The sequence below is a fragment of the Nocardioides taihuensis genome, from assembly GCF_042657275.1.
Classification (GTDB): Bacteria; Actinomycetota; Actinomycetes; order Propionibacteriales; family Nocardioidaceae; genus Nocardioides; species Nocardioides taihuensis.
Map to the genome: position 1 here is coordinate 294,829 of NZ_JBHSKD010000027.1, position 22,288 is coordinate 317,116.

A 22,288-nucleotide genomic window follows, 5' to 3' on the forward strand; every position below is an offset into this window, starting at 1 on the left:
GATCGCCCGGTGATGCCGGCGCGCACAGGTGACCGGGATATCGTCCCCCCGTGCCCGACCGCCCCCGGGAGGAGCAGCCGGCCCCCGCGCAGGGCCGCCTCGTGGTCCTCGTCTGCGTGCTGCTGATCGCTGCCCAGCTGGCGTTCCGCGGGTGGGCCGTCCTGGGCTCGTGGTTCCAGTTCGACGACGTCGTCTTCATCTCGCGCCTCTACGACCAGCCCTGGAGCTGGGACCTCGTCGGGGCCGGGTACGCCGGGCACTTCATGCCGGCGGGCCTCACCCTGACCTGGCTCTTCGTGCAGCTCGACCCCCTCGGCTTCACGCCGTACGCCCTCACCCTGCTCGGGCTGCAGGCCCTGGCCAGCGTCGGCTTCCTCCTGCTGCTGCGCAGCCTCTTCGGCGCGCGCTGGGGCATCGTCCCGGCGCTGGCGGTCTACCTGTTCTCGGCGATCACCCTCAACGCCTTCATCTGGTGGGCGGCCGGCGTGAACCAGCTCGCGCTCCAGGTGGCGCTGGCCTGGGGGCTGCTGTGCCACCTCGCCTACCTGCGCAGCGGTCGCTTCCGGTGGGTGCTCGCGACGGTGGCCGTGATCGTGGTGTGCCTGGCCTTCTACGAGAAGGTCCTGCTCGTCTACGGCGCGGTCGCGATCGTCACCCTCGCTTGGTTCACCTCCGGCGGAGCGCGCCAGCGGCTCGCCCAGGTGTGGTCCCGCTACCGCGCCGGCGTGGTCACCCACGTGCTCACGGGGCTGGTCTTCATCGCGGTCTACGTCCAATTCGCGCTGACGCTGCCCGACACCGGTGGCAAGTCGCTGCCCGCGGCCGGCCTGATCGGGAACATGGTCACCAAGGCCTGGCTCCCCGCCATGTTCGGCGGGCCGCTCGACTACTCCGTGCTCGCCGGGCCCTTCCAGCTGGTCGACCCTGCCGACACGGTGCTGCTGCTGGCGCTGCTGCTCGCCGTCGCCTTCGTGGTCCACGTCGACCGCACCTTCCTCCGCTCGCGCCGGGCCTGGCTGCTGCCGCTCTTCTTCGTGCTCGCCGACCTCGGGCTGGTGGCGGCGGCCCGCGCCAGCGTGATCGGGTCCACCATCGGCCTGGAGTTCCGCTACGTGACCGAGCTCGGCATGGTCACGCCCCTCGCCGCGGCGCTCGCGACGATGGCCGTCCGCGGCGCCGTCGAGACCGTGGAGCCGCGCCCGGGCGCCGCCCCCAGCCCGCTGCTGGCCAACCGCGAGGTGATGGCGCTGGCCACCGCCGTGGTCGTCGGCCTCTCGCTCGTGTCCTCGCTGCGCTTCGTCGACCACTGGCGTGGGAGCAAGGAGTCGCGCGACTACTTCGCCAACGTGGACCGGACGCTGGGCTCGCCCGAGGACCCGACCCCCCTGGTCAACGTGTCGGTGCCGCAGTACCTGATGTGGGGCTTCGACTACCCGCGCAACACCAACAAGTACGTGCTCGCCATGTACGACGACCGGTTCACCTTCCCCGACGTCGCCCAGGACGACATCTTCGTCATCGACGACGACGGGGTCGTCCGGTCGCTTCGGGTCGCCCCGGTCGTCACGACCGAGGGTCCCGAGGAGGGCTGCGTCGACCGGCTGACCGCCCGCAGACCGGTCACCCTCCCGCTCACCGACACCGTCGACGGCACCGACTGGTGGGCTCGGCTGCCCTACGCGACCAAGCAGGCGACCGGGGTGCGGATCGAGGCGGGTGACACGACCCACGAGCTGACGCTCGAGCCGGGGCTGCGCAACCTCTACTTCCGTGCCGACGGCCACTTCGACGAGGTGACCCTCACGCTCACCGGGCCCGGACGGTGGGTGTGCGTGGGGAACCTCAGCCTGGGCTTCCCCCAGCCGCAGGAGCCCGGCGACGACGACCAGAGCGGGAGCGCTGCGCCATGACCTCCACCGAACGAGCGAGCGACCCGGCCCCGGACGCGGGCGCCGGCATCGAGGGCGCCGCGACCCCTGCGGCCCTGCACCACGCGTTCCCCGGCCTGAACGGCATGCGCGCGGCCGGCGCGATCATGGTGGTGGCCACGCACACGGCGTTCGACACCGGGAAGGTCGTCGACGGGCCCGCCGGCGCGCTGCTCGGCCGGATGAACGCCGGCGTGACGATCTTCTTCGTGCTCTCCGGGTTCCTCCTGAGCCGGCCGTTCTTCCTCGCCGCGCTGCAGGGTCTCCCCCAGCCCTCGGTGCGCCGCTACTTCTGGAAGCGCGCGATCCGGATCCTGCCCCTCTACTGGTTCGTCGTCGTCGTGGTGTGGGCGACCGAGCCCGACAACGACGGGGTGATCACCCCCGTCATGTGGCTGCGCAACCTCACCCTGACCCAGCTGTACTGGCCCGACCTGCTGCCCACCGGCCTGACCCAGATGTGGAGCCTGGCCACCGAGGTCGCGTTCTACCTGCTGCTGCCGCTGTTCGTGCTGCTGGTCCTGGGGCGCGCCCGCCGCTTCTCCGAGCGCCGCGCGCTGGTGGTCCTCGGCCTGATCGCGGTCGCCGGCGTCGCGTGGCAGGCGACCGTGGGCCCGATCCCCGGCCGGGAGGGCCACTTCGAGCAGTGGCTCCCGGGCTACCTCCCGTGGTTCTGCATCGGGATGGCCTTCGCGGTGGTCTCCGCCGCCGACACCGTGCGTACGCCGCGGCACGTCCTCGCCCGGCTCGCCCAGGACCCCGCGGCCTGCTGGGTCGCGGCGTTCCTCGTCTTCGCGATCTCGGCGACCCCCGTCGCCGGCCCCCTGCTCCTGCTGCCGCCGACGCACTGGGAGGCTGCGGCTCGGGTGACCCTGTTCGCGATCTTCGGGGGCCTGCTCGTGCTGCCGCTGGTCTTCGGCGACCTCGGCGAGGGGCGGATCCGCCGCTTCTGCAACCACCGGATCCCGTTCTTCCTCGGGGAGATCTCCTACGGCATCTTCTGCGTGCACCTGATCGTGCTTCACGAGGTGTTCCGTCGCACCGACTACCAAGCCTTCTCGGGGGACTGGGGCATGGTCTTCGCGCTCACCATGGCCGGCACCATCGCGCTGGCCACGCTCACCTACTACCTGATCGAGGTGCCGGCCATGCGCCTGCGCCGGTTCGGGCCCCGGGAGAAGACCGGCAGGGCCAGCGCCACGGCGCCGACCAGCAGCCACTGAAGCGAAGGCTCCCGCAGGATCGGCTGGTCGACCCGGAGCTGGGCCGCGAGCGCGGCGGCCACGAGCGCCACCGCACCGGCGCCGATCCAGGCGTACCTCGGCAGCGGGCGCACCAGCAGCAGCGCCAGCCCGACGCCGGCGGCGATCAGGGCCCCGACGGTGCCCGCGAGGAGGCCGCAGGCGGCGACGGTGAGCAGCACGCGCGCGACCGGCGGGATCCGCCGCGGGCGCGAGCGGGGCCGGGGGCAGCGGCGCGGGCGCAGCAACAGCCCGACCACGGTCACCACGACGCCGAGCAGCCCCACGACCAGGCCGGCCTCGAACCACGGCTGGGGTTCGAACGTCAGCGTGACCGTGCCGCCGGTGCCGGCCGGCAGCCACCAGCCCTGGCGCCAGCCGTCGACCAGCTGCGGCTCGAGGGTGTCGCCGCCGAGCGTCGCCACCCACCCGTCGTTGAGGTTCTGCGACACGACGAGCAGGCGCTCGCCCGGGGCGTCCGGCACGTCGAGCGTGCGGGTGTCGCCGCTGCCGTCGGTCCAGGTCACCGGCGTGCTCGTCCCCGTGGGCAGGTCGGGACGTGCCAGTGAGACCGCGTCGACCACGAAGAGGTCCGTCGCCCGGGCGACGACCCGGGTGCCACCGGCCCGGAGCTCCAGCGGACCCCCGCACGGCGTCACCCGCACCTCGCCCCGCAACGCCTCGGCGGTCGACGTCGCCCAACGCGTGCTCCTGGGGGCGCCGTCCACCGTGACCACGGGGCCGGTGCCGCACGGGCCCGCGAACTCCTGCGTGGAGGCGTCGAGGAGGTTGCGGCGGCTGTCGACGCCGCGCAGCTCGAGCGTCCCGGCGCCCACGGGCAGCGGCGCCTCGCCGACGTCGGGCGCGAGGGGGCTCGAGGCGAAGCCGGGCTCGCTCGCGATGACCTCGATCGTGAGGGCGTTGGCGGTCAGCGGCCGGAAGTGACCGACGCCGTCCTCGTCGAGCCGCACCGCCCGCGTCTCCTCACCCGCCGTGAGCAGCAACCGGGTGGCGGCCACCGCGGGCGTGCCCTCCGCCGTGCGCCAGACGACCGTGCCGAGGCGCTCGGGCAGCGGGAGCGTGACCTGCAGGACCGGTGGGTCGCCGACGGGACCGATCCACGCCGTGTCGGCGCGGTCGTCGAGCATCGCCAGGGTGCTGGTGCGCACGTGCGTCGATCCGCTCGCGGACGCATCGACCCGGAACGGCAGCTGGCCGGCCAGCACCTGGGCGGGCAACGGACCGACGGCCCAGGTGGCGTCGACGGTCCAGTCGAACTCGCCGGCCTGCGGGAGGGTGAAGGACCGGTCGAGGTCGGCACCGTCGTCCCCGAGCGTGCTGCGGTCGTCGCGGCACACGGTCGTGTCGTTGGTGGCCACGCACGGCGGGGTGCCCTGGTCGCGCACGAGGGTCACCGCACCGACGCCGCGCCCCTCCGGGGGCATGGGCAGCGCCACGCTGCGGTCGGCGTGGACGCCGTCGACGTCGACCTCGGCCAGGGCGAACGGCGGCGGCGAGGAGTCGTCGGCCGCCACCCGCCTGGACGCGACCGCGGTGATCCGCAGCCGGTCGGACGGGCCGAACCCGGTGCGCACGGTCTGCAGCTGACCGGGGTCGGCGGCCGCGACCTCGACCCGGTCCTCGCCGTTGTCGAGGGCCAGCCGGGTGACCCGGGTGTCGGGGGCGAGCAGCACGTCGACGCGGTCGACCTCGGTGCCGGGCAGGAGGTCGAGCTGCCACCACTGCCCGGTAGCCCGGCTCCCGGGCCCGGAGCGCCACGCCGTGGTGGGCGACCCGTCGAGCGCGGCGTCGGGAGCGTCGCCGCGCACCATCGGCGGGCGGGCGTCCGGCCACGCGGCGCTGGAGCTCGCGCTCACGCCCTCGACGCCGCGCCAGTCGGTGACCGACTCCCAGCGCTCCTGGTCGGGGAACATGATCCGCTGGTGGACCGGGCGGTTGATCCGCCACGGCTGGAGGGCCTGCATGGTCGCCGAGACCACCTCCCGGACCACCGCGAAGTCCTCCTCGCGGCGCTGCAGGCCGTCGGACAGCACGACGCCGGCGCCCTCGGCGGCCTCACCGGGGTCGCCGAGCACGGTCGGTGCGGTGTCGCCCGTCCAGAGACCGTCACCCGGGGCCCCGCCCGGCGCGACCCGCACCCCGGCGGTGTCCACGACCGAGGCGGTGTCGACGGGCAGCGTGACCTCGTAGACCTCGACGGCCCGGTAGCGGCCGGACAGCCCGCCCGCCACCGCCACCTTGACGCTGTCGTCGTCGAGGGACGCGGAGGGGAAGCCCAGCTCGGGGCCGAAGCCCGCGACCCGCTCGAGGTGGGGCGAGCCGTCGAGCACCGCGTGCAGCAGCACCGGGTCGGGGGCGCCGGTCGCGCCCAGGTCGAGGTCGTTGCGGACCACGACGTACCGGACGCCGTTCGCGGCGAGGACCGGGGCGAGGTGCGGGTCGGGTCGCCCCGACTCGAGGACGTCGGTGAGCTGGTTGAGGAAGGTGACGCTGCCCGGCTGGGCGAACGGGATCACGTTGCGGGTGGCCCAGGGCGCGCCGGCCAGCGGCTGCATCACGTCGTCGCGGGGGTAGCCCCACTCGTAGAGCGCGGTGCCGGCGGCCGGGACGACGAGCGACGTGGTGCCGCCGTCGTGCGCGTCGAGGTAGTCCGCAGCGTCGCGCCAGTACTGCGGCACCGACTCGATCGGGCCCGACGGCGCGACGCGGGGCGCCAGCCACCACGGCGACGCGATCGCGATGAGGGCCAGGCAGGCCACCCCGGCCACCACCCGGTGCAGGGTCTCCGCGGAGGGCCCCGCGAGCCGGAGCCGGCCCAGCAGGTGGGCGGCGCCGAGCACCAGCGGGAGGCGCAGCACGTTGTCGAACTTGTGCAGGTTGCGCAGCGGCGCGAGGACGCCGTCCAGCGAGGCCTGCCGGGCCTCGGCGAACCAGCCGTGACCACCGCCGGTGTAGCCGAAGGACACCGCCAGCAGGCCGGTCACCAGCCCGAGGAACAGGAAGCCGCGGTGGGGGTTGTCGGTGCGCGCGATGCCCGCGATCCCGAGGGCGGCCAGGACAAGGGCGTCGAGCAGCAGGTAGGGGTTGGTGGCCAGGTCGTAGCCCGCCGGGAACAGCGAGGAGCTGTAGAAGTAGACCCAGTGCGAGGTGCCGGCGAGCACGTTGGGCAGGTCGGTGGGCAGCGTGGTGACGCTGGCGCTCTCGATGTAGTCGAGGAACGGGAAGCTGTAGGCGCCCATCAGCAGCAGCGGCACCACCCACCACAGCGTGGCCAGGCCGGTGAACAGCACCCACCACCCGGCGAAGACCCAGGCCCGGCGGCCGCGGCGCGTGAGCAGCCAGCACACGCTCAGCGGGAGCACCGCCACCACCGCGGCCGCGTTCACCCCGCCGCAGGCGAACATCACCAGGCCCGCGCCCGCGGCCCACCGTCGTTCGGACCCCCCGGTCGTGCCGCGCACGACGCACCACAGCAGCCACGGAGCCAGGGCACCGGGCCACACCTCGATGCTGGTCGCCCCGACCACGGTCGTCACGTGGCAGCCGAGGGCGTAGGCGAAGGCGGCCACGACGCGCGCCCACGGCGCCCCGAGGTCGAGCGCCTCGGCGACCTTGAGCACCCCGAAGAAGGCGAGGCACAGGAGGAGGGTCCACCACAGGCGCTGGACCACCCACATGTCGAGGTGCGCCTGCTCCCCCAGCCAGAAGAACGGACCCATCGGGAAGAAGTAGCCGTACGCCTGGTTCTGGATCTGGCCGAACGACGCGGTGCTGTCCCACATCTGCAGGGCCCGGGCGAGGAAGCGCCCGGGGTCGACCACGAGGTCGAACTTGGTGTCGGCCACCATCAGCCCGGGTCGCTGCACGAAGGCGAGGAGGGCGAGCCCGAGGCCGTAGACCCACAGCCGGATCGGGGACGTCGCGCGAGACGCCACGGGTGCCGCCGGCATGGCGGGAACCCTACCCGGCAGTATCCTCGAAGCGGCATCCGGGGCGGAGCCGGGCTAACCTGCGCACGTGCCCCAGGACGCTGCCACTCTCGCCGGGAAACACGTCGTGTTCCTGAGCTGGCGCGACTCGGGCAACCCGGAGGGCGGCGGGGCCGAGCGCTACCTCGAGAAGATGGCCGAGGGGCTGGTCGAGCGCGGCTGCCGGGTCACCGTCTTCTCCGCGGCGTACGCCGCTGCCGCCGACCAGGAGGTGCACGACGGCATCCGCTTCGTGCGGCGCGGCTCGAAGATGTCGGTCTACGCCCGCGGCATGGAGCAGCTGCTGCGGGGCCGGTTCGGCAAGGTCGACCTCGTCGTCGACGTGCAGAACGGCCTGCCGTTCTTCTCCCCCGTCGTGACCCGGGTGCCCGTCGTGGTGCTCGTCTACCACGTCCACCGCGAGCAGTGGCCGATCGTGTACCCGGGCACCACCGGCCGGGTCGGCTGGTGGATCGAGAGCGAGCTCGCGCCGCGGCTCTACCGCAAGCGGCAGTACGTCACGATCTCGCGCGCGACCATGGGCGAGCTCGAGGAGCTCGGCGTCCGGCCGCGCCAGATCGCAGTGGTCCACACCGGCACCGACCCCGTGCTCGAGGTCGGGCCGAACCGCTCGCCCCACCCGACGCTGTGCGTGGTCGGCCGGCTGGTCCCCCACAAGCGGGTGGAGCACGCGATCGCCACGGTGGTCGACCTGCGCCGGGAGTTCCCCGACATCAGGCTGCACGTCGTCGGCGACGGCTGGTGGGCGCCGACGCTCAAGGAGTACGCCGCCGAGCTCGACGCCGGCGACACCGTCGTCTTCGAGGGGCAGGTCTCCGAGGAGCGCAAGCAGGAGATCTACGAGGCCGCCTGGCTGCAGCTGCTGCCCTCGATCAAGGAGGGGTGGGGGCTCGTCGTCGGCGAGGCCGCCCAGCACGGGACCCCGACCGTCGCCTACGCCGCGTCGGGCGGGACGCGCGAGTCGATCCAGGACGGCGTCTCCGGCGTGCTGGTCGACAGCCGCGACGAGATGGTCGCCACCACCCGCAAGCTGCTCTCCGACCCCGCGCTGCTGGCGACGTTCTCCGAGAGCGCGCGCCGCTACAGCGGTGGCTTCACCTGGGAGGAGTCGCAGTCGGCGTTCGCGCACGTGCTCGCGTCGGCGCTGCGCGGCGAGGTCGTCGCCAGCCAGGACGTGCCCGAGCGCTGACCCCGGAGCGCTGGCCCCGGGCGATGGCCGGCGGGGCAGGAGGACGGCTCAGCCGTCGGTCACTGGTTGGTCGTGGTGCCGTACTGGATCGAGTTGGTGTCCGCGTTGACCGGCGACGTGCCGTCGGTCGACGTCTGCGACGTGACCAGACCGTAGATCGACACCCAGCCGAGGCCGGCTCCGACGATCAGCCCCACGCCGGTGAGCACAATGCCGCCACCCATGTGATTCCCTCCCTCTCCGCGGTGAACCGTACCACCTGGTAGCAACGACCGCGGACTCCTCAGGGAGCCCGGCCAGACCGGCGTCGACGCGCCGTCCGCACCACGGCGAGGGCCACGCCGACGAGGGCGCACCCGACGTACGCCGACCACGCGAGCGCGAGGGCCAGCACCCAGCCGGCGGGGCGCTCGCGGACCGTGACGTCCTCGTCGAGCACCACCACGCGCAGCGTCGCGCCGTCGGCCACGACGGTGCCCGGCACGGCCGGCGCCTCGGGCGCCGGGGGGCTCGCGTCCTTCTCCACCGCCACCGCCCCGATGCCGAGGTCGGCGAGCAGCGCCGCACGCGCCCCGGGCGGCTGCGCCAGGGCCTGCTCGACCCGCGGGATCCGGGGGTCGTCGCCGGGGATGGTCACGTCGTCCACGACGAGGGTGTCGTCGCTGACCCAGTCCATCGTCAGGTAGCGGCCCAGCGGGTCGAGCACCGTGCGGCCGTGGTTCCACTCCGGGGCCCGGTAGGCGCCGGCGGGGAGCACGAGGAGGTCGCCGGGCGGGTCGGCGTCGGCCAGCGCGGAGCGGGCCGTCGCCCAGTCCGCCGGGTAGTCGGCCGGGCGCAGCTCGCCGCCGATGCCCCACGCGGCGTCGGGCAGCACCGCCACCGGGACCAGCGTGGCCGCCGCAGCGAGCAGCAGCCCCAGCTCGCGCGAGCCCCGCCGTGCGCAGCGGTCCACGAGCTCCTCGGCGCCGGCGCCGGCGAGCACGACGAGCAGCGGCAGGGCCAGCGCCAGCGTGCGGCTGCCGTCACGGACCAGCCCGGCCCCCGGCACGGCGCCCGCCAGCGCGTCGACCGCGCCGGGCGCGAGCCAGGTCAGCACCGCGACCGCGATGCCCGCGGCCCAGCAGCCGACCAGACCGGCCGTCGTGCGCCGACCCAGGCGCGCCCGGGCGCGTGGCCAGCCCAGGGCGGCCAGGGCCACCAGGAAGGAGAGGAAGAGCAGGGGCAGCAGCAGGCCGTCTCGGGTGCCGGGGACGACCTGGGCGTTCCAGATGCCGGCCATCGACAGGGCGGCGAGCGGCGCCGGGAGCCCGTCGCCGTGCAGGCCGAACTGCTCGGTCGAGGCGGTGATGTCGGCCGTGCCGGCGTGGAGCAGGCCGGCGACGAGCCAGGGCGCGTTGGCGGCGACGACGGCGAGCACCAGCCACGCCGACGTACGACGCGACCCGCCCTCGCGGGACAGGGACACGCCGAGCGCGAGCACGACGACCGCGGAGGTGACCCCGGCGCTGGCGCTGAGGCTGGCCAGCGGCAGCAGCAGCGGCAGGCTCACGGGCACCCGCCGCTCGCGCCGGGCACGGATCGCCGCCCCGGCCAGCCAGGGCAGGCAGGCGTACCCGACGAGGACCGTCCAGTGCCCCAGCCAGAGGCGCTCGACGACGAAGGGGTTCCAGACCGCCAGTGAGACCGCCACCAACCGGGCGGACAGCCGGGGGCCGACCAGCCGGGCGGCGCCGAGGCCCGCGGCCACGAGGGACCCGGCAAGCACCAGCTTCTCCAGCAGCATCCCCGGGACCAGGGCGTCGACCACCGCGACGACGGCGTCGGACGGCACCGCGCGGGGCAGCGCACCACCCGTGCCGAGGAAGTCGGGGCGCAGCGCGAGGTCGGGCACCCAGACGAGGTCGTAGGTCAGCAGGAAGCCCGGCCCGAGCGCCGGGCCGAGGAGCAGCCCCACCAGCACGACGCACCACGCCGCGGGCAGCAGCTGCTGCACCCGCGAGGTGGAGGTGGTGGGGGCCATCGCGGCGTGGTCAGACCGGCAGCCGGCGGAACAGCGGACGCGGCACGTGGCGCAGCGCCGACATCACGGGGCGCAGCGGGCCCGGCACCCACACCAGGGTCCGGCGCTCGGCGACGCCCCGCACGATCGCGCGCGCGACGTCCGCGGCGTCGACCGCGAGGGGGGCGGGGTCGCGGCCCTCGGTCATCCGGGTGCGGACGAACCCGGGCCGGACGACGAGCACGTGGGCACCCGAGCCGCGCAGGGCCTCGCCGAGGCCCAGGTAGAAGCCGTCCATGCCCGCCTTGGTCGCGCCGTACACGAAGTTGGAGCGGCGCACCCGCTCGGCCGCCACCGTCGAGAGGGCCACCACGCAGCCGTGGCCCTGACGCTCGAGGACGGCGGCGAGGCAGACGCCGACGCTGATCGCCCCCACCGTGTTGACCTGCGCGTGCTCGACCGCGCTCGCGTGGTCGTGCCAGGCCTGCTCCTCGTCGCCGAGCACCCCGAAGGCCACCAGCGCCACGTCGATGTCCCCCTGCGCGGCGACCTGCTCGACCAGCGCCGGGTGGCTGTCGGTGGCGGTGGCGTCGAAGTCGAGCGCCTCGACCTCGAGGCCGAGGGCGGCCAGGCGGGCGACCGCCTCGTCGCGCCGCGCCGACGGCCGGGCAGCCAGCACGACGCGGGGGCGGCCGGTGTGCGCCCACTCCTCGACGGTGGCGAGCGCGATGTCGCTGGTGCCGCCGAGCACGAGCACCGACTGGGGCTGGCCGAGTGCGTCGATCACGGGTTCCTCCGGGAGCAGTGGGTGGGCGGCGCGGGTCAGAGCCCGAGCCGCCGGGACAGGTCGGAGCGCAGGACGTGGTGCGGGTCCAGGCGCTCGCGGACCTCGCGGAACTCCGCGAGGCGGGGGTACATGGCCGGCAGCAGGCGGGCGGGGACGCGGGCGTCCTTGGCGAGGTAGACCCGGCCGCCGGCCGCCACGACCTCCTCGTCGAGGGCCGCGAACAGCGTTCGGAGGCCCGGGTGCACCGGCAGGTCGAGGGCGAGGGTCCAGCCGGCGTCGGGGAAGGACAGCATCCCCGGGTTGCCCGGGCCGAGCCGCTTGAGCACCGACAGGAACGACGGGTGCCCGGCGCGGACCACCCGCTCGAGGACGCGGCGCACGGTCTCGTGGGCGGCGTCGGGGACCACCAGCTGGTACTGCACGAAACCGCGCGGGCCGTAGAGGCGGTTCCAGTCCGCGACGCCGTCGAGCGGGTGGAAGAACGTCGCCACCGGCTGCAGCTCACCGGTGCGCTGCCGCGGCGCCTTGCGGAACCACACCTCGTTGAAGGCGCGCACCGACGCCCGCGTCACCAGTCCCGGCGGCACCACCGGCGGGACCCGCAGCAGCGGACCGCCGGGCACGCGTTGGGGGTCGTGCGCGGCGGTGCCGGCCAGTGCGGCCCGTGACGCGTGCTCGCCGGTGGTGAGCACCGAGCGGCCGAGCCGGCGGCCGCCGGCGAGCGTGTCGATCCAGGCCACGGAGTAGGTGTGCGTGCGGTCGGCCTCGCGCATCACGGCCATCACCGCGTCGAGGTCGGGCAGACGGCTGGTGTCGACGCTCATCCAGCCGGTCTCGACCGGCAACAGGTCGAGCGTCGCCTCGAGCACCACCCCGGTGAGACCCATCCCGCCCACGGTGGCCCAGAAGAGGTCGGCGTCGTCGCCGTCCGGACCCACGACGCGGGTCGTGCCGGTGCCGTCGACGAGCGTCAGCGAGCGCACGTGGTGGCCCAGGCTGCCCGAGCGGTGGTGGTTCTTGCCATGCACGTCGCAGGCGATCGCCCCGCCGAGGGTGACCTGACGGGTCCCGGGTGTCACGGGCACGAACCAGCCCTGCGGGAGCAGGTCGCGCACGAGCGCCTCGAACGTCGTGCCGGCCGAGGCGGTGAGGGTGCCGGCCGCGGGGTCCACGACGTACGACGCGGGGAGCGGGTCGAGCACCGTGCCACCGGCCGACTGCGCGGCGTCGCCGTAGGAGCGGCCCAGACCGCGGGCGATCAGGCCGCGCTCGCCCGCCCCGGTGACCAGGCGGGCGACGTCGGCGGGTCCGGCGGCGACGACGGTGGCCGCGGACGGCGCGGTGCGTCCCCAGCCCGCCAGCAACGTGCGGGGCGCGCTCTCAGGTGCCGGCACCGGCCACCCCCAGGAGGAAGACCACCAGCCAGAGCACCCCGATGCCCTGGAGCATCCGGTCGCGCCAGACGATCTCCTCGGGCTCGGCCGCGGTGCCCGCGTCGATGTCGACGGCGTAGCGCAGCATCGCGACCACGAACGGCGCGATCGAGATCATGTGCCACGGGATGTCGGCTCCCGCGCCGTTCTCGAAGGCCCAGAGGCTGTAGGACATCACCGTCGCGCCGGCCGCGATGCTCCAGACGAAGCGCAGGTAGGTGTCGGTGTAGCGGACCAGGCTGCGCCGGGTGCCGGCCTCGCTGCCCAGGGTGTGCAGCTCGGAGTAGCGCTTGCCCGCCACCACGAACAGCGACCCGAAGCCGGCAACGAGCAGGAACCACTGCGAGATCGGGATCTCGGCGGCGAGGCCGCCGGCCACGGTGCGCAGCAGGAAGCCCAGGGTGACCACGGCGAGGTCGAGCACCGGCTCGTGCTTGAGCCACACGGCGTACAGCACCTGGAGCACGAGGTAGCCGACCATGACCAGCACCAGCTCCAGGCTGGCCAGGGCCCCGAGACCGAGCGCGACCGCCGCCAGCAACGCCGCGACCGTCAGCGCGACCGGCACCGTGAGCTCGCCGGCGGCCACCGGGCGGGCCTTCTTCACCGGGTGCTGGCGGTCGGCCTCGGCGTCCGCGCAGTCGTTGACCAGGTAGACCGACGAGGAGAGCAGGCAGAAACCGACGAGGGCGAGGAGGGTCGGGACCAGGACCTCGGGCTCGAGCAGCTGCCCGGCCGCCACGGGCGCGGCCACGACCAGCAGGTTCTTCACCCACTGGCGGACGCGCATCCCGCGCACCACGGCGCCGACCACCGCGCCCACCTCCTCGCTCCGCGCGCAGTCTAGGGCCGCGGGGGACGTGCCCGGGGGCGTTGGGTCCGCCGCGGTGCGGAGCCGGGCCGGTTCCCGCGCGGAGGCGTGGTGCCAACGACTACCCTCGAACGGTGACGACGACCACCGAGCGGGGTGCGGCGCCGGGCGGCTCCGGCCTGCGCGGGATGCTGCGCGGGAGCGTGGGCATCGCGGTGGCGATGGGCGTCATGAACATCGCCACCTACGGCTTCCAGATGGTCGCCGCCCGCCTCCTCGGTCCGCAGGAGTACGGCGCCGTGGCCGGCCTGATGGCCCTGCTGCTGGTGATGGGGGTGCTCCAGCTCGGCCTCCAGGCGACCGCGGCCCGCCGGATCGCCGCGACGCCCGGGCACGTCGCGCAGATCGAGCTGACCATCCTGCGGGTGACCTACCGCGCGGCCCTCGCGCTCGGGGCGCTGATGCTCGTGCTCGCCCCGGCGGTGTGGGTCGTGCTCCGTCTCGACAGCCCGGTCTCGGCGGTGCTGCTCGCCTTCGCCGCGGTCCCCCTCACGATCATGGGCGGCCAGGCCGGCATCCTCCAGGGCGAGCGCCGCTGGTTCCCGCTGGCCCTCCTCTTCCTCGGCGTCGGCGTGCCGCGCGTGGTGATCGGCACCGTGTGCCTGCTCATCTGGCCGTCGGAGACCAGCGCGATGTTCGGCGTGCTGATCGCGCTCCTGGTGCCGGCGACCATCGGCTGGTTCGCGCTGCGACGCGACCGCGAGCCCGGCGAGTCGAGCGACGAGCACCACGCGCGCCCCGTGATCCGCGAGACCACGACCGCGTCGCTCGCCCTGCTGGCCTTCTTCGTGCTCTCCAACATCGACATCCTGATCGCGCGCAACGTGCTCACGCTGCACGAGGCGGGCCTCTACGCCGGTGGTCTGATCCTCACCAAGGCAGTGCTCTTCCTCCCGCAGTTCGTGGTCGTGATCGCGTTCCCGTCGATGTCGACGCCCGAGCAGCGCCGCCGCGCGCTCCTGCAGAGCCTGGGGCTGGTCTTCCTGATCGGCCTGATCTGCACCATCGGGGCCTGGGTGCTCTCCGACGTCGCGATGGTCTTCGTCGGTGGCGCGGAGTACGGCGAGGTCGAGTCGTTGCTGCCGCGCTTCGCGGTGCTCGGCACGCTGCTCGCGCTCATCCAGCTGCTCGTCTACTCGGTGCTGGCCCGCCGCGGCACGCGCTCGGCGTACGTCATCTGGATGGCGGTCGTCGTGCTGCTCGCGCTCAGCCCGTGGGTGACCACGCTGTCCGGTCTGGTCACCACCGTCACGATGGTCGACGCGGCGCTCTTCGCGGTCCTGCTCGGCCTGACCCTCTGGCGGGTCAGCGACCGGCAGACCGCCCTGGCCGCCGACCGCGAGGCCGCACGCGCCGAGGACTAGTGCGCGGCCTCGTGCCAGCTGTGGCCGGTGCCGACGGAGACGTCGAGCGGGACGGTGAGGTCGGCCGCGCCGGCCATCTCGGTGCGCACCAGCTCCTCGAGCCGGTCGCGCTCCCCCGGCGCGACCTCGAGCACGAGCTCGTCGTGCACCTGCAGCAGCATGCGTGAGGTGAGGCCCGCCTCGCGGATCGCGCGGTCGACGTTGAGCATGGCGACCTTCACCAGGTCGGCGGCCGACCCCTGGATGGGGGCGTTGAGCGCCATCCGCTCGGCCATGTCGCGGCGCTGGCGGTTGTCGCTGGTGAGGTCGGGCAGGTAGCGGCGCCGGCCCCACACCGTCTCGGTGAACCCGGCCTTGCGCGCCTCGTCGACCACGCCGTGGAGGTAGTCGCGCACGCCGCCGAAGGTCTCGAAGTACTCGTCCATCAGCGCCCGCGCCTCGCCGGGCTCGATCCGGAGCTGCTGGCCGAGGCCGAAGGCCGACAGCCCGTAGGCGAGGCCGTAGTTCATCGCCTTGATCTTGGCCCGCATCTCGACCGTGACGGCGTCGGGGTCGACGTCGAAGACCCGCGCGGCGGTGATCGAGTGGAAGTCGCGGCCCGACCGGAACGCCTCGATCAGCCCGGCGTCCTCGGAGAGGTGGGCCATGATCCGCATCTCGACCTGGCTGTAGTCGGCGGTCATCAGGCACTCGAACCCCGGGCCGACCACGAAGCCCTCGCGGATCCGGCGGCCCTCCTCGGTGCGGATGGGGATGTTCTGCAGGTTGGGGTCGGTGCTGGAGAGCCGCCCGGTCGCCGCGATCATCTGGTTGAACGTCGTGTGGATCCGCCCGTCGGGGGCCACCGTCTTGAGCAGGCCCTCGATCGTCTGCCGGAGGCGGGCCACGTCACGGTGGCGCAGCAGGTGGAGCAGGAACGGGTGCTCGGTCTTGACGTAGAGCTGCTGGAGCGCGTCGGCGTCGGTGGTGTAGCCGGTCTTGGTGCGCTTGGTCTTGGGCATGTCGAGCTCGTCGAAGAGCACGACCTGCAGCTGCTTGGGCGAGCCGAGGTTGATCTCCTTGCCGATCACCGCGAAGGCGTCGTCGGCCGCGCGCCGCACCTCGGCGGCGAAGTGCTCCTCGAGCTGCTCGAGGTGCTCGGTGTCGACGGCGATGCCGACCCGCTCCATGTCCTCGAGCACCCGGACCAGCGGCAGCTCGACCTCGGCGAGCAGGCGGGTGCCGCCTGCGGCCTCGACCTCGCCGTCGAGCGCCTCGGCGAGGTCGATCACGGCCCGCGCGTGCAGCATCGCGGTCTCGGCCGCGTCCTGGCCGCCTGCGGGGTCCTCGAAGAGGGCGTCCTGGTCGGGCTCGCGCTCGGTGCGCAGCTCCCGGCGCAGGTAGCGCAGGGTCAGGTCGGAGAGGTCGTAGGAGCGCTGGTCGGGCTGGACGAGGTAGGCGGCCAGCGCCGTGTCGCTCACCAGGCCCTCGAGCCGCCAGCCGTGCGAGGCCAGCGCGTGGTCGGGGCCCTTGGCGTCGTGCAGCACCTTGGGGCGCGTCGGGTCGGCCAGCCAGGCACCGAGCGCGGCGTCGTCCTCGGGCGAGAGCTCCGCCACGTCGACGTACGCCGCGCGGCCGGAGGCGTCGGCGACCGCGATGCCCTCCACGGAGCCGGTGCCCGACCCCCAGTGGCCGCGGACGTGGACCCCGACGTGCTCGGTGCCGAGCTCGTCGAGGAACGCGCCGACCTCGCCCGGGCCGAGCCGCCGCCCGGCCAGCTCGAAGCCGCCCTCCTCGAGCGGCTCCTCCTCCGGGCCGAGCGTGTCGATGGTGCGGGTGCGCAGCTCGCCGCGGAACTCGAGGTCGTCGAACATGGTCAGCGCCCCGTGCCGGTCCCACGGCTGGAGGACCAGGTCGCCGGGCTCGTGCTCGAGGTCGAGGTCGCAGACCAGGGCGTTGAGGCGGCGGTTGCGGATCACGTCGCCGAGGTGCTCGCGCAGCGCCTCGCCCTTCTTGCCGGTGATCTTGTCGGCGTTGGTGATGACGTTGTCGAGGCCGTCGTACTCGTTGATCCACCTGGCCGCGAAGCCCTGGCCGACGCCGGGCACTCCGGGCAGGTTGTCGGAGGTCTCCCCCACGATCGCCGCGAGCTCGGGGTAGCGCTGCGGCGGCACGCCGTACTTGGCCTCGACGGCCTCGGGCGTCATCCGGGCGAGGTCGGAGACGCCGCGCATGGGGTAGAGGACGGTCGCGTCGTCGCTGACGAGCTGGAGCGAGTCGCGGTCACCGGTGAGGATCAGCACCTCCATGCCGGCGGCCACCGCCCGGGTGGTCAGCGTGGCGATGATGTCGTCGGCCTCGAACCCGTCCTTCTTGAGGTAGGTGATGCCGAACTGGGTGAGCAGCTGCTCGATGATCGGCAGCTGGCTGCTGAACTCGGAGGGCGTCTTGTTGCGCTTGGCCTTGTACTCGGCGTACTGCTCGAGCCGGAAGGTCTGGCGCGAGACGTCGAAGGCGACGGCGACGTGGGTCGGCTGCTCGTCACGCAGCACGTTGACCAGCATCGAGGTGAAGCCGTAGACCGCGTTGGTGTGCTGACCCGCGGTGGTCGAGAAGTTCTCCACCGGCAGCGCGAAGAACGCGCGATAGGCCAGGGAGTGGCCGTCGAGGAGCAGGAGCCGGGGGCGCCCGGCGGTGTCGGGACGGGTGTCGGTCTCGGGCACGCGCCGAGCCTAGCCGTCGCCACGGACACTGCGTCGGTCGGCAATGATGGAGCCATGAGCGACGCAGGAGACGAGCCCGTGGACGTCGAGCAGTTCATCGCCCGGATGCCCCAGGGCATGGGCGTGCTGAACGAGCGGATGGGGATCGAGCTGGTCGAGATCAGCGCCGAGCGGGTGGTCGCGACCATGCCGGTCGAGGGCAACACCCAGCCCTACGGCCTCCTGCACGGCGGGGCGTCGGTGGTGCTCGCCGAGACGCTCGGCTCGGTCGGTTCCGCGATGCACGCGCTGCCCGAGAAGCTGTCGGTCGGCGTGGACATCAACGCCACCCACCACCGGGCCGTCACCTCGGGCACCGTGACCGGCGTCGCCACTGCGGTGCACCTCGGGCGCAACAGCGCCTGCTACGAGGTCGTGATCTCCGACGAGCAGGGACGCCGGGTCTGCACCTCGCGGATCACCTGCTCGCTGGTCCCGGCCGCCCGGGTCAGCTGAGATCCCGCGGCCGTCCTGCACAGCGGGGGCTCCGGTCAGCTGCTGGCCTCGGGCGCGGGGTCCGCGCGGCGCCGGCGCGCGGAGCGCCGGGCGGCGAGCACGTGCGTGAGCTGACGGCCGCCGGCCCGGGTCGGGTGGCCCCCGTGCGGGCCCTGCGCGCTGAGCCGCGCCGCCACGACAGCGGTGGGCGCGACCCGGAGGATCGCCGCGGGCGCCAGCGCGAGGCGGGCCATGAACCGGTTGGCGTCGCGGGCGCCGGCCACGGCCGCGGTCGCGACGTGCTCGATGCCGCGCTCGTCGGCGAAGGCCACGGCCGCGTGCATGAGCTCGCGGCCGACGCCGTGCCGGCGGAAGTCGCTGAAGACGTGCGGGGAGATCGCCTGGACGACCGGCTCGAGGTTGAGGGGGGTCAGCGTGGTCGCGCGCAGGTGGACGGCGCCGGCGACCTGACCGTCGTACTCGGCCACCACGAGGCGCTCGTCGTCGTGGCCGTCGATGCGCTCCACGACCGCCCGGACGTCGGCCGCGCGCGACTCGTCGTCGCCGTGGCGCAGGATGTCACCCCACAGCCGGGCCAACGCCTCCGCGTCGTCCGCACGCGCATCGCGCAGCACGACCTGGGACCTCTTCACCGGCACGTCACCACCACCACGTCCTCCGAGAACTTGCACGACACGGGGCCCGCGCCGCCCTGGTCCCCCGAGGGCGCGAACGCACCCTGTCGAGACTACGCTGCCGACCTCGCCCGTGTGAGAGGAGTCCCGTGATCGCCGGAACCGGCACCCTGGTCAACGTGGCCACGGTGCTCGCGGGAGCCACGCTCGGCGTGCTGCTGGGCCACCGGCTCCCCGAGCGCGTGCGGGAGGCCGTCACCGACGCCCTCGGGCTGGTCACCGTGCTGATCGCGGTGCTCTCCGCGCTGGCGGTGGGCGACGCCGCCCTCGAGTCCGCGGTCGGGTCGAGCGCGCCGATGCTGGTCGTGCTGGGCTCCTTGGTGCTCGGCAGCATCGTGGGCTCGCTGCTGCGCCTCGAGCAGCGGGTCGAGTCGCTCGGCGGCCGGCTCCAGGCCCGCCTGTCGCGCGGGGCGGCCTCGGAGGACCGGCAGCGGTTCATCGAGGGGTTCGTGGTCTCCTCGCTCGTGTTCTGCACCGGGCCGCTGACCATCCTCGGCTCGCTCTCCGACGGGCTGGGCCTCGGCGCCGACCAGCTCTACCTCAAGTCCGCGCTCGACGGCTTCGCTGCCATCGCGTTCGCCGCGGCGTTCGGGTGGGGAGTGGCCGCCAGCGCGCTCACGGTCCTCGTGGTCCAGGGCGGTCTCACGCTCGCCGGGGTGGTGCTCGGTGACGTCCTCTCCGACGCCCAGGTGGCCGCGATGACGGCGGTCGGGGGCCTGCTGCTGCTCGGCGTGGCCCTGCGGCTCCTCCGCGTGCGCCAGGTGCCGGTGGCGGACCTGCTCCCCGCGCTGTTCCTGGCACCGGGTCTGGTCTCACTGGCGGCGTGGATCCATTGACGTAACGGTTCGCTAACGACAGGGTGCCGGGTGGCGCCGCTGTCCGACCCCGGACCTACGGTGGCAGCGGCCGCGCCCGCCCCCGGGTACGGCTGCGCGAAGTGCACACGCGACAAGAAAGGTTCACCCCGTGAATCGATCCAGTACCGCCACCTGGGTCAAGCTCATGGCCGGCACCGCCGTCCTCAGCTTGTCACTGGCCGCCTGCGGGTCGGACGACGACTCCCCCGAGGCGAGCGACAGCCCCTCGGAGTCGACGTCCCAGTCCTCGTCGGCCGCCCAGCCCACCAACGACCAGTGCAAGAACGGCACCACGAGCGCCGACACCTTCAAGGTCGGCGGCATCCTGCCGCTCACGGGCAACCTCGCCTTCCTCGGCCCCCCGGAGATCTCGGGCGTCGGCCTGGCCGTCTCCGACATCAACGCCGCGGGCGGCGTCGACGGCAAGGACGCCTGCCACCAGATCGAGGACTCGGGCGACTCCACCGACATGTCGATCTCGACGGCCTCGGCCGGCAACATGGTCGCCGCCAAGCCGTCGGTCGTCATCGGTGCCGCGTCGTCCAGCGTCTCGCTGAACTTCGTCGACACCCTGACCGACGCGAAGATCACCCAGGTCTCCCCCGCGAACACCGCGGTCGACCTGTCGGGCTACTCGCCGTTCTACTTCCGCACCGCCCCGCCGGACACGGTCCAGGGCAACGCCCTCGGCACCCTGATCTCCTCCGACGGCTACAAGAAGATCGCCTTCCTGGTCTTCAACGACACCTACGGCACCGGCCTGCGCAACTACACGCAGGCGACCATCGAGCAGAACGGTGGCGAGGTCGTCTACGGCGGCAAGGGTGACGGCGACGAGTTCCCGGCCGGTCAGACCACCTTCTCGGCCGAGGTGACCGCGGCGCTCAACAGCAACCCGGACGCCATCGTCGTCCTGGCCTTCGACGAGACCAAGGCGATCGTGCCCGAGCTCGCGAACCAGGGCTGGGACATGAGCAAGACCTACTACACCGACGGCAACCTGGCCGACTACAGCGAGGTCTTCGACAAGGGCCTGCTCGAGGGCGCCCAGGGCACTCTGCCGGGCAACGACCCCGACCAGGGCTTCAAGGACCAGCTCTCGGCGTGGTACGAGGTGGCGCAGGGCAAGTCGCTCGACGACTACTCCTACGGCGCCGAGTCCTACGACGCGGTGATCCTGGCCGCGCTGGCTGCCGTCAAGGCCGGCTCGACCGAGTCCGCCGACATCCAGAAGAACTACGCGGCGGTCTCCGGTGCCACCGGCGGCGAGGAGTGCAACACCTACGCCGACTGCGTCGCGATGCTCGAGGACGGCCAGGAGATCCGGTACGCCGGCCCGTCCGGTATCGGTCCGATCAACGACAAGAACGACCCGTCGTCGGCCTTCATCGGCATCTACCAGTTCGACGCGGACAACAAGCCCGTCCTCACCAGCACCGTGGAGGGCTCCAGCTGATCCGCTGATCGGCTGACCGCACCACCGCGAAGGCCCCGGACCGTGAGGTCCGGGGCCTTCGTGCGTCTGCTCCCCGTGGGTGGCAGTCACCGGCGTCCGGACCTGCCGCCGTGCGTGCGAAGGGTGGGCGGGGCCTAGTCCGAGTGGGCCCGGGGCTCCGGGTCCACACGGGGCTCCCACGGCCCGTCCACGATCACTGCCTCGTCGTCGCCCGGCCAGGGCGGCAGGGCCGTGCACGTGAAGACGAGGGGGAGGTTCCCGGTGCAGCGGTACTGAAAGGTGGTGCCGAGTGGGATGTCGACACAGACGCCGGGAACGAGCCGGGTGACGCCCTGATGGCCGTCCGGGGCGCTGCGCCAGACTTCTCCCTCGCCCGACAGCACGTACCAGTACTCGTCGATGCTGCGGAAGTGGCAGGCCCGGCCCACCATCCCGGGCGGCACCGTCGAGTGGATCATGTTGCCGTGCGGCCCCTCCATCAGGAACCGGATCAGGGCCCCCAGGGGGGAGCGCCCGCTCGCCGCGGTCTCGATCGTGGTGGTCTTCACGTGGTGACTCCGGTCAAGGAACTGCGCAGGGAAGCCGGTCCTCCACTGCTGCGTCTCTGTCGTGCGCCGCTCACCGCGGCAGAGGGTTCGGCCCGGTCGCCGTCACCAGCCGCTGGGGCACCCAGTCGTCGACGTGGTGGAACCCCTCGGCGAAGGGGCCGGCACCCAGCTCGACGGACGCGCGCAGCGACAGCCGGTAGAACTTCACGTGGGTGAAGTCCTCGAACAGGATGTAGACGGGGTCGGGTGTGCTGTCCGGGCCCTGGAACTGCTGTCCCGTCAGGACAGGCTTGTGGGCTTCGACGAACACGTCGAAGGTGTCGCCGACCACGACGCCGAGGTGCTCCAGGCCCATCTTGTAGACGCGCTGGTGCACGGGCGGGATGAGCTCGATGAGCGGGACGGCCTTGCCGTCGAGGACCTCGAGCGGCTCGGCGGGGACGATCAGCGAGATCGGGCGGCCGTTCCAGACGTTCTCGCGGTTGGCGACCGCGTGACGTTCGAGCTGGCCGCGCACCTGCAGGTAGAGGTCCCACTCCGGCACGCGGAAGGCCACGTGGCTGAGCGAGTAGGGCGAGATGTCGATGCCCCGGGCGAGCAGGCGGTCGCGCTGCTGCGCGGCGAACCCCCGGTAGTCCCCGATGATGTCGCCCACCGGATCAGCCATCGCAGCCTCCTCCCGGCCGACAGCGTACGACGGAGTGGGCGGCGGTGGGTTGCCAGGGCGGGCGCTC

At 73.4% G+C, this 22,288-nt stretch carries 17 protein-coding genes; 7 read left to right on the top strand and 10 right to left on the bottom strand.

The features are described from left to right. Window positions 1-50 precede the first annotated feature (50 nt). Together ACFPGP_RS19415 and ACFPGP_RS19420 are read left to right on the top strand one after the other, a co-directional pair. Window positions 51-1,910: a hypothetical protein gene (locus ACFPGP_RS19415; protein ID WP_378592610.1), complete on the top strand. Its 1,860-nt coding sequence runs from the start codon at window positions 51-53 to the stop codon at window positions 1,908-1,910. Then, window positions 1,907-3,151, top strand: a complete 1,245-nt coding sequence (locus tag ACFPGP_RS19420; RefSeq protein ID WP_378592612.1) for an acyltransferase family protein — start codon at window positions 1,907-1,909, stop codon at window positions 3,149-3,151. Before ACFPGP_RS19415 ends, ACFPGP_RS19420 begins: the two co-directional genes overlap by 4 nt. On the opposite strand, the gene ACFPGP_RS19425 is transcribed toward ACFPGP_RS19420, so the two are convergent. Next, a complete protein-coding gene (locus tag ACFPGP_RS19425; protein WP_378592614.1) occupies window positions 3,055-7,140 on the bottom strand; it encodes an alpha-(1->3)-arabinofuranosyltransferase domain-containing protein in 4,086 nt (1,361 codons plus the stop codon). The genes ACFPGP_RS19420 and ACFPGP_RS19425 overlap by 97 nt on opposite strands. A 67-nt stretch (window positions 7,141-7,207) precedes the next feature. Between ACFPGP_RS19425 and ACFPGP_RS19430 the strand changes: the two genes are divergently transcribed. Then, window positions 7,208-8,368, top strand: coding sequence for a glycosyltransferase family 4 protein (locus ACFPGP_RS19430; protein ID WP_378592616.1), 1,161 nt, complete (start codon window positions 7,208-7,210; stop codon window positions 8,366-8,368). Window positions 8,369-8,427: 59 nt separating this feature from the next. Here the strand turns inward: ACFPGP_RS19430 and ACFPGP_RS19435 are convergent, their stop codons facing one another. The 5 genes from ACFPGP_RS19435 to ACFPGP_RS19455 are packed head-to-tail and all read right to left on the bottom strand — an operon-like array spanning window position 8,428 to window position 13,410. After that, window positions 8,428-8,592, bottom strand: coding sequence for a hypothetical protein (locus ACFPGP_RS19435; RefSeq protein WP_378592618.1), 165 nt, complete (start codon window positions 8,590-8,592; stop codon window positions 8,428-8,430). A 59-nt stretch (window positions 8,593-8,651) separates the two neighbouring features. After that, a complete protein-coding gene (locus tag ACFPGP_RS19440; RefSeq protein WP_378592619.1) occupies window positions 8,652-10,388 on the bottom strand; it encodes an MmpA family trehalose lipid delivery protein in 1,737 nt (578 codons plus the stop codon). A 10-nt stretch (window positions 10,389-10,398) separates the two neighbouring features. Beyond that, window positions 10,399-11,154 carry a decaprenylphospho-beta-D-erythro-pentofuranosid-2-ulose 2-reductase gene (locus ACFPGP_RS19445; RefSeq protein WP_378592621.1) on the bottom strand — a complete coding sequence of 252 codons (756 nt, stop codon included), beginning with the start codon at window positions 11,152-11,154 and terminating at the stop codon, window positions 10,399-10,401. A 35-nt stretch (window positions 11,155-11,189) separates the two neighbouring features. Then, entirely contained in the window at window positions 11,190-12,548 is a 1,359-nt protein-coding gene (locus ACFPGP_RS19450; RefSeq protein WP_378592622.1) for an FAD-binding protein, read from the bottom strand. Beyond that, window positions 12,535-13,410, bottom strand: a complete 876-nt coding sequence (locus ACFPGP_RS19455; protein WP_378592624.1) for a decaprenyl-phosphate phosphoribosyltransferase — start codon at window positions 13,408-13,410, stop codon at window positions 12,535-12,537. The genes ACFPGP_RS19450 and ACFPGP_RS19455 overlap by 14 nt, the downstream gene beginning before the upstream one ends. 122 nt (window positions 13,411-13,532) lie before the next feature. Here ACFPGP_RS19455 and ACFPGP_RS19460 point away from each other — a divergent pair, with 122 nt between their 5' ends. Then, the gene (locus ACFPGP_RS19460) at window positions 13,533-14,822 is read left to right on the top strand and encodes a lipopolysaccharide biosynthesis protein (protein WP_378592625.1); all 1,290 of its coding nucleotides are present in this window, start codon (window positions 13,533-13,535) and stop codon (window positions 14,820-14,822) included. Here ACFPGP_RS19460 and polA read toward each other — a convergent pair. Beyond that, entirely contained in the window at window positions 14,819-17,524 is a 2,706-nt protein-coding gene (gene polA, locus ACFPGP_RS19465; protein ID WP_378592627.1) for a DNA polymerase I, read from the bottom strand. The two genes, ACFPGP_RS19460 and polA, sit on opposite strands and share 4 nt — an antisense overlap. Before the next feature lie 54 nt (window positions 17,525-17,578). Here polA and ACFPGP_RS19470 point away from each other — a divergent pair, with 54 nt between their 5' ends. Beyond that, complete coding sequence (locus tag ACFPGP_RS19470; RefSeq protein WP_378592628.1) at window positions 17,579-18,019, top strand: hotdog fold thioesterase; 441 nt, start codon at window positions 17,579-17,581, stop codon at window positions 18,017-18,019. A gap of 35 nt (window positions 18,020-18,054) precedes the next feature. Here ACFPGP_RS19470 and ACFPGP_RS19475 read toward each other — a convergent pair whose 3' ends face one another. Continuing rightward, the gene (locus ACFPGP_RS19475) at window positions 18,055-18,651 is read right to left on the bottom strand and encodes a GNAT family N-acetyltransferase (RefSeq protein WP_378592630.1); all 597 of its coding nucleotides are present in this window, start codon (window positions 18,649-18,651) and stop codon (window positions 18,055-18,057) included. A 131-nt stretch (window positions 18,652-18,782) separates the two neighbouring features. Between ACFPGP_RS19475 and ACFPGP_RS19480 the strand changes: the two genes are divergently transcribed. After that, window positions 18,783-19,529: a DUF554 domain-containing protein gene (locus ACFPGP_RS19480; protein ID WP_378592632.1), complete on the top strand. Its 747-nt coding sequence runs from the start codon at window positions 18,783-18,785 to the stop codon at window positions 19,527-19,529. 130 nt (window positions 19,530-19,659) lie between these two features. Continuing rightward, window positions 19,660-21,006, top strand: a complete 1,347-nt coding sequence (locus tag ACFPGP_RS19485; RefSeq protein WP_378592633.1) for an ABC transporter substrate-binding protein — start codon at window positions 19,660-19,662, stop codon at window positions 21,004-21,006. Between the two features lie 134 nt (window positions 21,007-21,140). Here ACFPGP_RS19485 and ACFPGP_RS19490 read toward each other — a convergent pair whose 3' ends face one another. Further along, window positions 21,141-21,554 carry a cupin domain-containing protein gene (locus ACFPGP_RS19490; RefSeq protein WP_378592635.1) on the bottom strand — a complete coding sequence of 138 codons (414 nt, stop codon included), beginning with the start codon at window positions 21,552-21,554 and terminating at the stop codon, window positions 21,141-21,143. A gap of 70 nt (window positions 21,555-21,624) precedes the next feature. Continuing rightward, entirely contained in the window at window positions 21,625-22,221 is a 597-nt protein-coding gene (locus tag ACFPGP_RS19495; protein WP_378592637.1) for a VOC family protein, read from the bottom strand. Window positions 22,222-22,288: the final 67 nt, after the last annotated feature.